General features: G+C 73.8%; 12 protein-coding genes. 5 read left to right on the forward strand and 7 right to left on the reverse strand.

Annotation, left to right across the window (positions count from 1 at the left end):
• Positions 1-149: 149 nt before the first annotated feature.
• The 3 genes from ABZ624_RS01505 to lanKC form a co-directional block, all read right to left on the reverse strand.
• The gene (locus tag ABZ624_RS01505) at positions 150-1,946 is read right to left on the reverse strand and encodes an ABC transporter ATP-binding protein (protein ID WP_360081540.1); all 1,797 of its coding nucleotides are present in this window, start codon (positions 1,944-1,946) and stop codon (positions 150-152) included.
• A gap of 101 nt (positions 1,947-2,047) precedes the next feature.
• Positions 2,048-2,161, reverse strand: a complete 114-nt coding sequence (locus ABZ624_RS01510; RefSeq protein WP_360081541.1) for a SapB/AmfS family lanthipeptide — start codon at positions 2,159-2,161, stop codon at positions 2,048-2,050.
• A 39-nt stretch (positions 2,162-2,200) separates the two neighbouring features.
• Positions 2,201-4,843 carry a class III lanthionine synthetase LanKC gene (gene lanKC / locus ABZ624_RS01515; protein ID WP_360081542.1) on the reverse strand — a complete coding sequence of 881 codons (2,643 nt, stop codon included), beginning with the start codon at positions 4,841-4,843 and terminating at the stop codon, positions 2,201-2,203.
• A gap of 198 nt (positions 4,844-5,041) precedes the next feature.
• On the opposite strand from lanKC, the gene ABZ624_RS01520 reads away from it, so the two are divergent.
• The 3 genes from ABZ624_RS01520 (at position 5,042) to ABZ624_RS01530 (ending at position 9,913) form a co-directional block, all read left to right on the forward strand.
• Positions 5,042-7,504: a SpoIIE family protein phosphatase gene (locus ABZ624_RS01520; RefSeq protein ID WP_360082143.1), complete on the forward strand. Its 2,463-nt coding sequence runs from the start codon at positions 5,042-5,044 to the stop codon at positions 7,502-7,504.
• A gap of 643 nt (positions 7,505-8,147) precedes the next feature.
• Positions 8,148-8,423: a hypothetical protein gene (locus tag ABZ624_RS01525; RefSeq protein ID WP_360081543.1), complete on the forward strand. Its 276-nt coding sequence runs from the start codon at positions 8,148-8,150 to the stop codon at positions 8,421-8,423.
• The gene (locus ABZ624_RS01530) at positions 8,420-9,913 is read left to right on the forward strand and encodes a cytochrome bc complex cytochrome b subunit (protein WP_360081544.1); all 1,494 of its coding nucleotides are present in this window, start codon (positions 8,420-8,422) and stop codon (positions 9,911-9,913) included. The genes ABZ624_RS01525 and ABZ624_RS01530 overlap by 4 nt, the downstream gene beginning before the upstream one ends.
• On the opposite strand, the gene ABZ624_RS01535 is transcribed toward ABZ624_RS01530, so the two are convergent.
• Together ABZ624_RS01535 and ctaD are read right to left on the reverse strand one after the other, a co-directional pair.
• Positions 9,849-10,232, reverse strand: a complete 384-nt coding sequence (locus tag ABZ624_RS01535; protein WP_360081545.1) for a cytochrome c oxidase subunit 4 — start codon at positions 10,230-10,232, stop codon at positions 9,849-9,851. The genes ABZ624_RS01530 and ABZ624_RS01535 overlap by 65 nt on opposite strands.
• A complete protein-coding gene (ctaD, locus tag ABZ624_RS01540) occupies positions 10,229-11,911 on the reverse strand; it encodes a cytochrome c oxidase subunit I (protein WP_360081546.1) in 1,683 nt (560 codons plus the stop codon). The genes ABZ624_RS01535 and ctaD overlap by 4 nt, the downstream gene beginning before the upstream one ends.
• A 96-nt stretch (positions 11,912-12,007) precedes the next feature.
• Here ctaD and ABZ624_RS01545 point away from each other — a divergent pair, with 96 nt between their 5' ends.
• Positions 12,008-12,376: a DUF6479 family protein gene (locus ABZ624_RS01545; RefSeq protein ID WP_360081547.1), complete on the forward strand. Its 369-nt coding sequence runs from the start codon at positions 12,008-12,010 to the stop codon at positions 12,374-12,376.
• Between the two features lie 159 nt (positions 12,377-12,535).
• Positions 12,536-12,721: a hypothetical protein gene (locus tag ABZ624_RS01550; protein ID WP_360082175.1), complete on the forward strand. Its 186-nt coding sequence runs from the start codon at positions 12,536-12,538 to the stop codon at positions 12,719-12,721.
• A 152-nt stretch (positions 12,722-12,873) separates the two neighbouring features.
• Here ABZ624_RS01550 and rfbC read toward each other — a convergent pair whose 3' ends face one another.
• The gene (gene rfbC / locus ABZ624_RS01555) at positions 12,874-13,488 is read right to left on the reverse strand and encodes a dTDP-4-dehydrorhamnose 3,5-epimerase (RefSeq protein WP_360081548.1); all 615 of its coding nucleotides are present in this window, start codon (positions 13,486-13,488) and stop codon (positions 12,874-12,876) included.
• Between the two features lie 190 nt (positions 13,489-13,678).
• On the reverse strand, positions 13,679-14,263 hold the full coding sequence (locus tag ABZ624_RS01560; RefSeq protein WP_360081549.1) for a hydrolase: 585 nt from the start codon (positions 14,261-14,263) through the stop codon (positions 13,679-13,681).

The raw sequence follows: 14,263 nt of genomic DNA on the forward strand, positions 1-14,263 counted from the left end.
ATCCCCGCCGGCTCCCGTTCCCCGCCCTTGCTCCCCAACTTCCGCTCCCGGTGTGGTGTGTGCCGGTCACCGGTCCTGGTCCGGCATGCTCGTCAACTTCCGGTCCCCGTCCGGCGGATCTGCCGGATCCCGGTGCGTCCCCGCCGCCGTCAGTGCCCCTCCGTCCCGGTCCGGCTCTCGGCGTCGCTCCCGCTCCCGGACCCCGCGGGGGGCTCCGCCCCCGGCGCGCCCTCCCCCTCCCCGTCCCCGCTGAACACCGCCCGGTACTCCGCCTCCCGCCACAGCTCCCGGTGGGTTCCGACCGCCCTGACGCGACCGGCGGCGAGCCAGGCGACCCGGTCCGCGCGGTCCGCGGTCGTCGCGCGGTGGGCGATCAGCAGGCGGGTGCGGGACGGGTCGGGGGCCAGCAGGGTCCGGCTGATGTGGTGTTCCGTGACCGTGTCCAGGCTGGACAGGGCGTCGTCGAGAATCAGCAGCCGGCCGCCGTGGGCGAAGGCGCGGGCCAGCCCGAGACGTTGGGACTCGCCGCCGGAGCGGGGCGCGTCGGCGGTGCGGGTGGCGTAGCCGGCGGGGAGGCGCCGTACGAAGTCGTCGGCGTGGGCACGCCGGGCGGCGGCGCGGACGGCGGCGGGTGTCGCGGGCGTGAGCCCGAAGGCGATGGTGTCCTCGATGGTCGTACCCGGCAGGGCGGGGCGCTCGAAGGCGTAGGCGACGGCGCGGCGCAGCTCGGCGTGGGCGAGGTCGCGCAGCGGCACGCCGTCGAGGAGGACCTCACCCGCGTCGGGGTCGGTGAGCCGGCCGGCGACCTGTGCCAGCAGGGACTTGCCGGCGCCGGAACGGCCGACGACCGCCAGGGTCGTGCCGCCCGGGACGGTCAGGTCGATGCCGTCCAGGACGGTCCGGCCGCCCCGCAGCGCGGTGACCGCCCGCAGCTCCAGCCGGCCGTTGCCCGGCGGCAGGCGGCGTGTGCCGTGTCCGGGCGCGGGCTCGGCGCGTACCTCGGCGAGCCGGCCGGTCGCCGCGCGGGCCCGCGCGAGTGCGGCCAGCTGCCCGACCAGCGCGCCGACGCCCGTGACGAGCACCGCGTACCGGGAGGCGGCCAGCACCTCGCCCACCGACAGGCGGTGCCGGGCCAGCAGCAGCCCCGCCACGGCCAGCACGCCCAGGTTCAGCAGCGGTGCCACGGTGACGGCCCGCGCGGCGGCCCGCCCCTGCACCCGCCACATGCGGTGCCCGGCACGCGACAGTTCGGGCAGTGGGGCGAGGATCCGGGCGGTCTCGCGGTCCTCGACGCCCGCGGCCCGGATCGTACGGAAACCGCCGACCGCCTCCGCGAGCGCGCCGGCGATCCGGCCCTGCACCCGCTGGTAGTCGGCCACGCACGCCGAGGTGTCCCGGGTGAAGGCGCGCAGCAGCAGGGCCAGGACCGGCGCCCCGACGAGGCACACGGCCGCCAGGCAGGGGTCGATGAGAGCGAGCGCCACCACGCCCCCGACGGGTCCGGCGAGCGCGGCGAGCAGGGCGGCCAGCGCACCCGGCGCCGTCCCGGCCTGCGCCGCGTTGCCGACCAGCCGCGCCACCAGATCCCCGGCGCCGAACCGGGCCGCCGCACGCGGGCCCAGCGCCAGCACGTGCCCGGTGAGATGCCGGCGCAGCCATGCGGTGGCCTGCGCGTCGACGGTGCCGGCGAGCACGCCCGCGCAGCCGTCCAGCAGGGCGAGCAGCAGAACGAGCCCGGTGCAGCCGACGACCCAGGGGGCGGCCGGAGCGCGGGCCAGCAGCAGGTCCAGGGTGTGGCCCAGCAGGGCGGGCAGCAGCAGGCCGGCCGCCGTGGCCGCCGTACTCACCGCGCACAGCGCGGCACAGCGGGCACCGCCCTGCCGCAGCACCGCGCGCGACAAGGTCCGGCCGGCCACCGAAGTGGCGCTGTCGGGGCTGGAGTTCATCGGCTGGCGGCCTCACTGGGGTCGGACGGGAACGGGACGACTCCGGACAGCCCCGCCCACAGGGGACGGCGCCGTCCGGAGCCGTGGACTCACCGGTCCGGTCAGAGACAGAGCAGAACGCTCGCCGCGGAGACGCAGGAGAGCAGGCTCGCGGTGCTCGCGCCGCCGTGGGTGAACTCGTCGGACTCGAGGGTCTGCAGGTCGAGCAGTGCCATGGTGGTTGTCCTTTCCTTGTTGGGGACGGGGGTTGTGCGTCACGGCTCCGTCGGTGCGGGGCCGCGTGTGGGGGCCGCCGGTGGCGGCGGGAGGAAGGGCAGGCGCGCGGTGCGGGCGTCGTCGCGGGCCGCGGCGAGCGCGAGCAGGCAGCCTGCCGTGCCGGTGGCGAGGTCCATGGACAGCCGCATCATCTGGTGCCCGGGGAAGGCCAGTTGGCCCTGGTACTCCATCGCGAACCAGCCGAGCCCGGCGATCTGCTGCTCCAGCCGGTCTCGGCCGGCGCCCGGCGCGGTGCTGCGGGCGAGGTGCAGGATCATTCCGGCGCGGCCCTGGAAGAGACCGGGCTGGGCGTAGAAACGGGAGGTCGCGGCGGTCAGGATGCCGGTGCGGGCGCGCTCGAACTCCACGCTGTCCGCGTGCGCCAGGTAGTCGTCGAGGACCAGTCCGATCCCCGCGCTGCCGTCGCCGAGGTAGGGCAGCGTCCGCCAGCCCTCGTCCACCTCCAGGCCGCCGCCCGCCTCCTGGGTCACACAGCAGTCCAGGTCGCGGCGGAGCGCCTCGGCCGCCGCGGTCAGGAAGCGGTCCTCGCCGGTCTGCTCGTACCGGCGCAGAAGGAACAGCGCGGGCCCGGTCGCGCCGCGCAGCAGCCCGGCGCGTCGGCGCGGGGTGTCCGGGAGCGGTTCGGCGAGCCGGTGTACGAGGATGTCGGCGGCCTCGGCGGCGTGTTGCCGCAGCCCCGGCTCGCCGGTCGTCTCCGCGAGCCGGCCGAGGACCAGGCCGAGCCCGGCGAGTCCGCCGTGCAGGTCGGAGGCGAGACTGCGCCAGTTCTCCCGCAGGATGCCGTCGACCAGCTCCAACGCCCGTTCTCGGTGGCCGAGTTGGTCGAGTACCAGGGCGACGCCCGCGAGGCCGTCGTACAGGCCGAGCGGGGTGCCGGGCGGCGGCGGGGCGGTGTGGGCCAGCAGCCAGCGCTCGCCCTCGTCGTAGCGGCCGGCCCCGGACGCCTGGAGGGCGTGCAGCACCCCGGCCGCGCCGTGCGCGAGGCCCAGGCCGCCGCCGTCCGAGAACTGGGCGATGTCACCAGGGAAGAGCCGGTCGTCGCGTTCCGGGGTGGCGGAGGCGAGGATCGCCTTCACCATCGAGTCCCGGCTGTAGGGCCAGTCGCCGGGCACCACCGGCGGGGCCGGCCGGCTGCGGTGCCCGCCCGCCGTGTCCCGGGTGATCTCGGCGACCGCCTCGTCCAGGAAGGCGCGCGGCACGTCCGGGAACTGCTCGGCGATCACCTCGGCGAGATGCGCGGCCTTGCCCCGGTCCACCACGAACAACGTGGTCACCGGAAGGAACAGGGCGAGCCGCAGACAGGCCAGCGCATAGCGGTCGACGTCGGTGCCGCGGCGGTCCGGCGGGGCGAAGAAACCGGGGTGGGCGACGGTCTGCCGGGCGTTCGCCTCCGCGGGGGCGGCGGCCTCGAAGTCGATGAGACGCACGGAGTGTTCGTCCTCGGCCTGTTCGCCCTCGGCCTGTTCGTCCTCGGACACCATGATGTTGAACACGTGCAGGTCGTTGAAGACCAGCCCGCGCGCGTGCACCGCCGCCACCGCCCGCTCCACCGCCGCGTTGATCCGCAGCGCCCACGCCGTGTACGCGGCGACCTTCGCCGGGGCGGGATCCGCGGTGAGCAGCGGATGCCGTTCGGCGAAGAAGGAGTTCAGCGGGCGGCCCGCCAGGTGGTCCATGACCAGGAACCGATGCTCGCCCAGCGTGAACCAGTCCCGGACCTCGGGCACCACACCGGTGCCGGCGACCCGTTCCAGAGCCGCCTTTTCCCGCTCCAGCCGGGCCACCGCGTCCGCGCCGTCCGCGGCCAGGCCCGCGTGCGGCCGGGCCTCCTTCAGCACCACCCGGCGCCCGTTCCGGGTGTCGGTGCCGGCGTACACACCGCCGCCGTTGGAGAAGTGCAGCGCCTTCTCGATGCGGTACGGCAGATCGCCGACCGTCGTGGTGTTGCGCGCCTCCAGGTGCGGCCGCAGGAACTCCGGGAGGCTCACCCACTCGGGCACCTGGAAGGACGGCGCCCGCCGGTCCGGTACCAGCGTCCCCGTGCCGTCGGTCACCGCCGGGACCAGCGAGCCGCGCTCGTCGACGACGTACCGGCGGGCGAAGGCGCCGTAGCGGACGTAGAGCGGGCCGTCGTGCCAGCGCAGGTCGGTGAGGATGTACGGCCCCTCGAAGCCGTCCAGCAGCGTGCCGAGGTCGCGCAGCACCCGCTGCAACTGGTCCTCGTCCGCCGGGTAGACGGTGACGAACTTGCCGCTGGTGTCGCGGCCCGCGTACTTGGCGTTGCGCAGGTGCAGCAGATGCGGTCCGGGCACGAACTTGAACGGGATGCGGCGCGGCACGCAGTAGTCCCACACGATGTCCGCAATGCGTTCCGCGTTCGCGGCGGTCGCCGAGGAGTGGATCTTCCAGCCCTGTGCCGGCGACGGAAGCGGCGCGCCGTCGGTGTCGAGCGGGGTCAGCGTCAGCCAGTCGCCCGAGCGGGCCGCGTGCCAGCCCTCCGGGACGGTGCGACGCGCCGTCGCGTACAGCGCCGCCGGCGCCCCGTCGGCCCCCGGGAGCCGGTCGGGCGTGTCGTAGAAGTGCCCGTCGGCGAGCGCGTACACCTCGTACCGCTTGTCCATGCGCCTCCCGCCCCTCGTCGTGTGACCGGAAAAGACACTCGCAGGAGCCGGACGGGCGCGGACAGTCACGTCTGTCACAAGGACACCGTGCGGAACTCATGGGTCAAGATGCGTTCGGTGGCTTTCGAACGGAACGGGGACGCGCCGGAGCACCCGGAGTGTCCACAGGGGCTGCGCGGAAGGCCCGTACGCGCTGTAATGGCGAACGTGGTGAGTGAGGGCGCTGCGATCAGCGGAACGCGAACGGCGCCGGAGCGTGCCGAAGCCGCCCTGGAGGCGCTCACCACGGCCCCCGACACGCCCGACCGGCTCCGCCGGGTCCTGGAACAGGCGCTGGTGTTCGCCGGGGCGTCCTTCGCCGGCGTGTACGTAGCCGGCGACGACCCGTCCGAGGTGCTCCTCGCCGAGTCGGCGGGCCTGCCCCGCACCCTGTACGGCCTGCGCGACGCCTACCCGGCCGACGGCGGTTCCCCGGTCGCCGACGCCCACCGCACCGGACGCCCGCTCTGGCTCAGCCCCGAGCAACTGGCCGGCTGCCCCGAGGCACGGCGCACCCCGTCCCCGGACTTCTCCCTGGCCGCCCTGCCGCTCGGCCCGGCGGGCGGCGGCTGTCTGCTGGCCGTCAGCGAGCACCCCGGCGGCTTCGGCACCGACGACCGCGCCTGCCTGGAGCTGATCGCCCGCGCCGTCGCCGTGCCCGTCCCGGCCCCGCCCGCCGGTGACCGGGGCGAGCTGCCGCCGGACGCGTTCAGCCTGGTCATGGAGAGCGGCCGGGTCCAGGTCGGCGACGAGATCCTGCGCCTGTTCGGGCTTGCCCGGGACGCCTTCGACGGCCGGGTGGAGACCCTGCTCGGGCGCACCGTGCCCGAGGATCTGCCCGCGCTGATGTCGGTGGTCGAGGCGGACCACATGTCCATCGGCGAGCGCGAGCTGGAGTTCCGCATCCTCCAGCCGTCCGGCGCGCCGAGGTGGCTGCGGCTGCGCGGCCGGCTGGAGCCGGCCGGCGAGGGCCGCTCGGCCCGGCTCGTCGGCACCGTCGCCGACGCCTCCACCCTGCGCTCCGACGTCACCGACGTGGCGCGGGTGCAGCGCCTGGCAGCCGCGCTCGCCACCACCGGCACCGTCAAGGACGTCGGCAACGCCGTCGTCGCCGCCCTGCGCGGGCCGCTGCAGGCCGACCGGATCGCGCTCGCGGAACTGGAGAACGACCGGCTCGTCGTCACCGTCCTGGACCCGCCCCAGCCCGAGGCCTGGCCCGAGGTGTGGCGCAGTGAGTGGCGCACCGAGTGGCCCGACGCGCCGGTGCGCGCCATGCCCACCCTGGCCGCCGCGCTGCGCGAGGGCCGCGCCCGGATCTGGCCGGCCGGCACCGAGCTGGAACCCGCCCTCGCCGAGGTCGGCCCCGGGGGCCTCGCGGTGCTGCCGCTGCCCGCCGGCGGCCGTATGGCCGGCGCCTGCCTGATCGGCTGGGACCGCCCGCGCGACTTCGGCCCCGACGAACGCGCCCTGCTCACCGCCTGCGCCGGCCTCACCGGGCAGGCGCTGCTGCGCGCCCACGCCTTCGACGCCGAGCACGAACTCGTCGGCATGCTCCAGCGCACCCTGCTGCCGCGCCGCCTGCCCCGGCTGCCCGGCGCGGTCGCCGTCGCCCGGTACCTGCCCACCACGGCCGGGCTGGAGGTCGGCGGCGACTGGTACGACGTGATCCCGCTCGCCGACAACCACGTGGCCCTCGTCATCGGTGACGTCCAGGGGCACAACGCGGGCGCCGCCACCCTGATGGGCCAGATGCGCACCGCGCTGCGCGCCTACGCCGCCGAGGGGCACTCCCCGGACGTGGTCGTGGCCCACGCCAACCGGCTCCTCCTGGACATGGAGACCGACCTGTTCGCCACCTGCGCGTACGTCGACGTCGACGTGGAGCAGGGCACCGCCTGGTGCGTGCGGGCCGGCCACGTCCATCCGGTGCTGCGCCACCCGGACGGCACCGCTGAGATCGTCCGGGCCGAGGGCGGCCCGCCGCTCGGTGTGCTCGCCCAGGCCGAGTTCCCGATGACACCGCTGCGGCTGCAGCCCGGCACGGTGATCGCGCTCACCACGGACGGCCTGGTGGAGTCACCGGACGAGGACATCGACGTCGGCATGGACCGGCTCGCCCGCGAGCTGTCCGCCGCCGACCCGGCCCACCTCGGCCTGGTCGCCGACGCGCTGCTCACCGGCGCGCACCGCGACGACGACGTCGCCCTGCTGCTGATGCGCTACGACGGCATGGCCGTGCGTCCGCTGCGCGAGAGCTGGACGGTGTGGCGGGTGCCGGAGGCGGTGCGGCACGCCCGCCGCTTCACCCGGCGCACGCTGCGTGCCTGGGACGTCCCGCAGGACACCCTCGACGCGGCCCTGCTGGTGGTCTCCGAACTCGTCACCAACGCCCTCGTGCACACCGGCGGGCAGGTCCGCCTCGACCTGAGCCTGGTCAACCACCGGCTGCGGCTCGCCGTCGCCGACTCCTCCCCGCGCAGCCCCGTCAAGCCCGCCAGCATCGGCTGGGAGGCCACCGGCGGCCGGGGCATCATGCTGGTCGAGGCGGTATCGGAAGCCTGGGGCACCGTCCCGGTCAGCGGCGGCAAACAGGTCTGGGCCGACCTGGTATCGGGCGGCTGACGGCCTCGTCCGACGCGGTGGCCCGGGGCCGGGGACTCCCACGGCGGCTCTCGTGGCTCGGCGGGGTGCCTGAGGCGGCTCTCGTGGCTCGGCGGGGTGCCTGCGGTGGCTCTCGTGGCTCGGCGGGGTGTCTGCGGCGGTGGCCCCGTGCTCAGCGGGTGCCTCCAGTGGGTCTCGTGGCCCCGGGGGCCGACTGCTGCGGAGGGTCTCCCAAGCTGGAGGCTGCCTGCCGCGGTGGGTCTCGTAAGCCTGGGGGCTGACTGCTGCGGTGGGCCTCGTAGCCCGCGGACGCTGACTGCCGCAGTCGATTGCCCGTGGCTGACCGTCACAGCGGGACTCGTTCTCCGGCGGTTGACCGTCACAGCGGAGCTCGCGCCCCGGCGGTTGACCGTCACTGCGGGCCTTGTGCTCCGGGGGCGGACCTTGTGCCCCGGCGGTTGACCGTCACTGTGGGGCTCGTGCGCCGGCGGCCGGCCGCCGCGGTCAGCCTCCTGCGCGCCCGCGGTCGGCTGCCGCAGTCGGCCTCCTGCATCCGGGGCCGGCTGCCGCGGTCGGCCCCGTGGTCGGTGGCTGACCGCCACACGGGTGGGTTTGGGCAGTGTGGAGAGGCGTATCCCGGATGCGGTGCCTAGGGTCGATTGGTGTGGCACACACCTTCGAGGAACTCGTGCAGAAGCAGCGCGCGGCCGACGCGGCCCACGCCACGGTCGAGGAGCTGCGGGAGGCCTACGGTCCGCCGGCCGAACGGGGGATGACCGGCGCCCAGTCCGGCACCTACGAGACCGCGCTGCGTGCCTGGCGGGACCTGGCCCGCGACGCGCAGACCGCGGTGAGGGAGTACGCGAAGGAGACCGGCCGGCCGCGCCCCGAGATCGAGGCCGAGGTGGCCCGGGCGGCGGCGGAGCCGGAGACCGCATGAGCCGTGCGGGGCGCCGCGCCGAGCGGCTCGTGGACGCCGCGGACGCCAGGCTGCCCGTCTACGAGGGCGGCTCGCTGCTGCGCAAGGCGTTCCCGGAGCACTGGTCGTTCCTGCTCGGCGAACTCGCGCTGTACAGCCTGCTGGTGCTGATCGTGACCGGGGTCTGGCTGACCCTGTTCTTCCAGCCGGAGATGCGCGAGGTCGTCTACGCGGGCCGCTATGTGCCGCTGCGCGGGGTGCGCATGTCGGCCGCCTTCGACTCCACCCTGCACATCAGCTTCGACGTACGCGGCGGACTGCTGATGCGACAGACCCACCACTGGGCCGCGCTGGTCTTCGTGGCCGCGATCGGCGTCCACATGCTGCGGATCTTCTTCACCGGCGCCTTCCGCCGGCCCCGCGAGCTGAACTGGGTGATCGGGCTGACCCTGTTCGTGGTCTCGCTCGCCGAGGGCTTCGCCGGCTACTCGCTCCCCGACGACCTGCTCTCCGGCACCGGACTGCGCATCGCCCAGGGCATCATGCTCTCGCTCCCGGTCGTCGGCACGTACGTGGCCTTCTTCGCCTTCGGCGGCCAGTACCCGTCCCACGACATCATCACCCGCCTGTATCCGTTGCACGTCCTGCTGCTCCCGGGTGCCCTCCTCGCCCTGGTCGGCGTACACCTGATGCTGGTGGTCCATCTCAAGCACACGCAGTGGCGCGGCCCGCGGCACACCCAGCGCAACGCCGTCGGCAAGCCGTTCGTCCCGCAGTTCACCGGCACTTCCGGCGGCCTGGCCGTCATCGTCGCCGGCGTGCTGGTGCTGCTTGCGGGCATCGCGCAGGTCAACCCGGTCTGGAACTACGGCCCCTACCGCCCCGACCAGGTCTCCACAGCCTCCCAGCCCGACTGGTACGTCGGCTTCCTGGAGGGCGCGCTGCGGCTGGTCCCGCCCTGGGAGACGAACGTCGCGGGACACACCCTCATGTGGAACGTCCTGCTCCCCGCGGTGGTCCTGCCGGGCCTGCTGTTCGCCGTGCTGTACGCCTATCCGTTCGTGGAACAGCGGCTGACCGGCGAGTGGTGGGCCGAACGGCACCTGTGCGACCGGCCCCGCGAACGGCCCGTCCGCACCGGGCTCGGCGTGGCGGGCACGGTGTTCTACGGCGTGCTGCTGCTGGCCGGCGGCAACGACGTCATCGCCCAGACGTTCCGGATCTCCGTCAACGCCATCACCTGGGTGCTGCGCGTCGCCCTGATCGTGGCACCGGTCCTCGCCTTCCTGGTGACCCGGTGGCTGTGCCGGGCCCTGACGGCGGCCGAGAACGAGCGGCTGGCCGAGGGCGTCCCCACGGGCGAGATCCGGCAGAGCGTCACCGGCGGTTACGACACCGACCACGAGCCCGTGGAGACCTTCCAGCCGGGAGCCCCGCGCAGGCCGCTCACCGGTGCGCGTACTGGAACACCATCCCGAGTACGCCGCGCGCCAGAACGCCCAGACCGATGAGGAACAGCCACAGCCCGAAGACCACGCCGGTCGCCGTCAGCGCGAAACCGAGCGCGGTGACGATCGGCCACGGGCTCTCGTCGGGGAAGAACGCCACCGGCCCGGCCGCGTCCGCCACCTCCGCCTCGGTGCGGTCCTGCGCCCGCGTCCCCCGGCGCCGGTACTGGATCAGGCAGAAGAACGCGACCAGTCCGGCCATCCCGCAGGCGACGACCAGCGCGACCGTCCCCGCTTCCTCTCCCGACCACACCCCGTACAGCGCGGCGGACCCGCCGAAGAACAGCGCGACCCCGCCGAACAGCATCGCCTCCGCCTTCACCGGACCTCCTCCTCCCCGGCCGGCTGCTCGACCTCCGGATGGTGCAGGTCGAAGGCGGGCGACTCCGAGCGCACCCGGGGCAGCGCCACGAAGTTGTGCCGGGGCGGCGGACACGACGTCGCCCACTCCAGGCCCCGTCCCCACCCCCACGGGTCGTCGGCGGTGACCTTCTCGCCCTTGGTGGCGGTGCGCCACACGTTGTACAGGAACGGCAGCGTGGACACGCCCAGCAGGAACGCGCCCGCCGACGACAGGGTGTTGAGCAGGGTGAAGCCGTCCGCCGGCAGATAGTCCGCGTACCGGCGCGGCATCCCGGCCTCGCCGAGCCAGTGCTGCACCAGGAAGGTCAGCTGGAACGCCGGGAACAGCAGCCAGAAGTGCAGTCTGCCGAGCCGCTCGTCGAGCATCTTCCCGGTGAACTTCGGCCACCAGAAGTAGAACCCGGCGAACATCGCGAACACCACCGTGCCGAACAGCACATAGTGCAGGTGCGCCACGATGAAGTAGGTGTCGGTGAGATGGAAGTCCAGCGGCGGCGAGGCGATCAGCACCCCGCTCAGCCCGCCGAGCAGGAACGACACGAGGAAGCCCATCGACCACAGCATCGGGGTCTCGAACGAGACCGAGCCGTTGGTCATCGTGCCGATCCACGCGAAGAACTTGATGCCTGTGGGCACCGCGATCAGGAACGACATGATCGAGAAGAACGGCAGCAGCACCGCGCCGGTGGCGAACATGTGGTGCGCCCACACCACCGCCGACAGCATGGTGATCGAGATCGTGGCCCCGATCATCGGCACATAGCCGAACAGCGGCTTGCGGGAGAACACCGGAATGATCTCCGAGACGATCCCGAAGAACGGCAGCGCCACGATGTAGACCTCGGGATGCCCGAAGAACCAGAACAGGTGCTGCCACAGCAGCGCGCCGCCGTTCGCCGCGTCGAAGACGTGCGCCCCGAACTTCCGGTCCGCCTCCAGCGCCAGCAGCGCCGCCGTGAGCACCGGGAACGCCGGCAGGATCAGGATCGAGGTGAACAGCACGTTCCAGGTGAACATCGGCATCCGGAACATCGTCATGCCCGGCGCGCGCAGCGACAGGATCGTGGCGATGAAGTTCACCGCGGTCAGCGTTGTCGACACACCCGAGACGACCAGCCCCATGGCCCACAGGTCGCCGCCGGCGCCGGGGGAGTAGTAGGCGCTGTTCAGCGGTGCGTAGGCGAACCAGCCGAACGCCGCCGCCCCGCCGGGCACCAGGAAGCCGGAGACCACCATCAGGCCGCCGAACAGGTACATCCAGTACGACAGCGCGTTCAGCCGGGGGAAGGCCAGGTCGGGCGCGCCGATCTGCAGCGGCATCACGGCGTTGGCGAACCCGGCGAACATCGGGGTGGCGAACAGCAGCATCATGATGGTGCCGTGGACCGTGAAGAACTCGTCGTAACCGTGCTCGCTCAGGAACTGCAGACCCGGCCGGGCGAGTTCCGCGCGCATCCCGAGGGCGAGCAGCCCGGCGAGCAGGAAGAAGCAGAACGCCGTGACCATGTAGAGCCGGCCGATCACCTTGTGGTCGGCGGTGGAGAGCCAGCGCAGCAGAGCCCGGCCCGGACGCGGGGCAGGTGCCGTGTAGCGGGCGGCGATCTCGTCGGTGTCCGGCAATTCGGGTAGTTCCGTCATCCCGGGTGACGCTACTCGGCGTCACCTTCGGCCTCCGGCGCGCCACGCCTCGCATCGGGGGTCGTATCCGCCGCTCGGCCGGGTACCCGGCGTCCCATGAACGTCGCCATGTATGTAGCAGCAGCGGGTGCTCAGGTCTTCGGGTACGTCCTCATCCTGCTGGTCGGGGTCGCCTGCGTCGCCGGACTGATCTGGGCCGTCCGGCTCGGCTTCAAGGTACGCGAGCGCGAACCGGCCCCGCCGCGACCCGACGAGCATCCCACGATGCCCCCGTCCGGCCCGGTCCACGAGACCCTCGAGATGCGGGAACCCGACGAGCTGCCCCAGGCCGGGGACGACGGCGAGCGGCTGACGCCCTACCAGATCGGCAACGTCCGCTCCAGGCGCGCCGACGACCAGCGCCGCCCGCGCTGGTCGCCCGGTTCCAGCGGGTCCTTCGGCGGCGGGGGCGGCGGCCGGACCTGAGAGGCCGCGGACGCGAGGGCCGTGGTGTTTGCGGGAGCGGCGCCCCGGGGACCCGGTGAGGCACACATCGCACACAGGCCCCGGTGGGCCTCGGATCGCACACTGTCCCGCGCGGGGCCGGCGGACCGGCCCAGGCCGGCGCAGGAACGCAGAAGGAAGATGGACGACGTGACCGCGCATCCCAGTGAGAAACCCGCCCTGTCCCATGCCGAGACCGGCTGGGCGAAGGCCCGCCGGCGGCAAGGCCGGGGAGTGCGGACCTGTCTCCCCGCGATCCTGGAACGCGGCCCGGCGCAACAGCGGGGCACCGCCTGTGAGGAGAACATCGTGCGGGGCGAGGACTGAGCCGACCGAGCGCACGCGCGCCGCGCGCGGTGTTCGGGCCGGCCGGCGCCGCGGAGTTCCGCCTCCCCGACCCACGACCGGGGCACGAAACGTCCCGTGGCCCGCAGTCTCTGCGCCGAGCGCCGAGCGCCGAGCGCCAAGCGCCGGCTCCGTCAGCCGTCAGCCGCTGAGTCCGCCGAGCGCAGCCGCTCGTAGTGGGCGGAGCAGTCCGCGTAGGCGGGCAGCAGCCCGGACCGCTCCGCCTCGGCCAGCGAGGGCGCCTCGGCGTCCTTGTCCGACAACACCGGCTCGATCCCCTCGGGCCAGGCGATGCCCAGCGCCGGATCCAGCGGGTGCACCCCGTGCTCACGCTCCGGCGCGTACCCGGTCGAGCACAGGTACACCACCGTGGCGTCGTCCGTGAGCGCCATGAAGGCGTGTCCGAGGCCCTCGGCGAGGAACATCGCGCGCCGGGTCTGCTCGTCCAGCCGTACCGCCTCCCACTGTCCGTAGGTGGGGGAGCCGACGCGGATGTCCACCACCACGTCGAGGACGGCTCCGCGCACACAGGTGACGTACTTGGCCTGACCGGGCGGTACGTCGGAGAAGTGGATGCCGCGCAGCACACCCCGCCGGGACACCGAGCAGTTGGCCTGGGCGAGGCCGAAGTCGTAACCGGTGGTCTCGCGGAAGTCCGCGCCCCGGTACCACTCGTGGAAGCTGCCCCGCCCGTCCGGGAAGACCTGGGGCTCCAGCACCCAGGCACCCCCTATCCCCAGTTGTCGCACGCCCTCATGCCTTCCGTGTCGTGGTCGTCGGCGTTCTCCCTGCCTCGTCCGGCAGCCGCACCGGCTGGAAAGGGCGCCGTGCTCCCTTTGTCCGCCGGCCGTTGCGTCCGTGGCACGGCGCGCGTGGCCGCATGCTAACCCGGCCCCCTCGCGGGTGGGCGGATACCCGCGAAGAGACCGGGCCGGCCGGTCAGTTGGGGGTCTTGGCGAGCAGCTCCAGGATCCCGGCGGTCGTACCGCTCTCACCGAGCCGCGGGAAGATCCGCTCGACGCTGTTCGCGTGCGCCTCGGGGACGGCGTCGGCCATCGCGTCGGTGGCGAGGGTGACGTGGTAGCCGTGGGCATAGGCGTCGCGGGCGGTGGACTCCACGCCGATGCTGGTGGCGATGCCGGTCAGCACGATCTGCGTGACGCCGCGGCGGCGCAGCTGCAGGTCCAGGTCGGTGCCGTGGAAGGCGCTCCAGTTGTGCTTCGTGACGTGGATGTCGCCGGCATGGCCGGACAGCTCGTCGACGAGGACGTCCCACCCCTCCGGGAAGGCGAGCCCGCGGGCCTGGTGCTCGGTACGGCCGGGGACCGCGTCGGCCCAGTCGGGCGCGAAGGAGACGCGGACCAGGACCACGGGCAGCCCCCGTGAGCGGAAGGCGTCGGCGAGCTCGGCCGTGCGGGAGACGACGTCCGCCGCCGAGTGCGGCTGGACCGGCATGCCGACGATGCCGTGCTGCAGGTCGATCGCGACGAGGGCGGTACGGGGGTCGAGCGTGGTGAGCGCCAT

Origin of the sequence: Streptomyces sp. NPDC007205, assembly GCF_040634095.1 — a bacterium.
Lineage (GTDB): Bacteria > Actinomycetota > Actinomycetes > Streptomycetales > Streptomycetaceae > Streptomyces.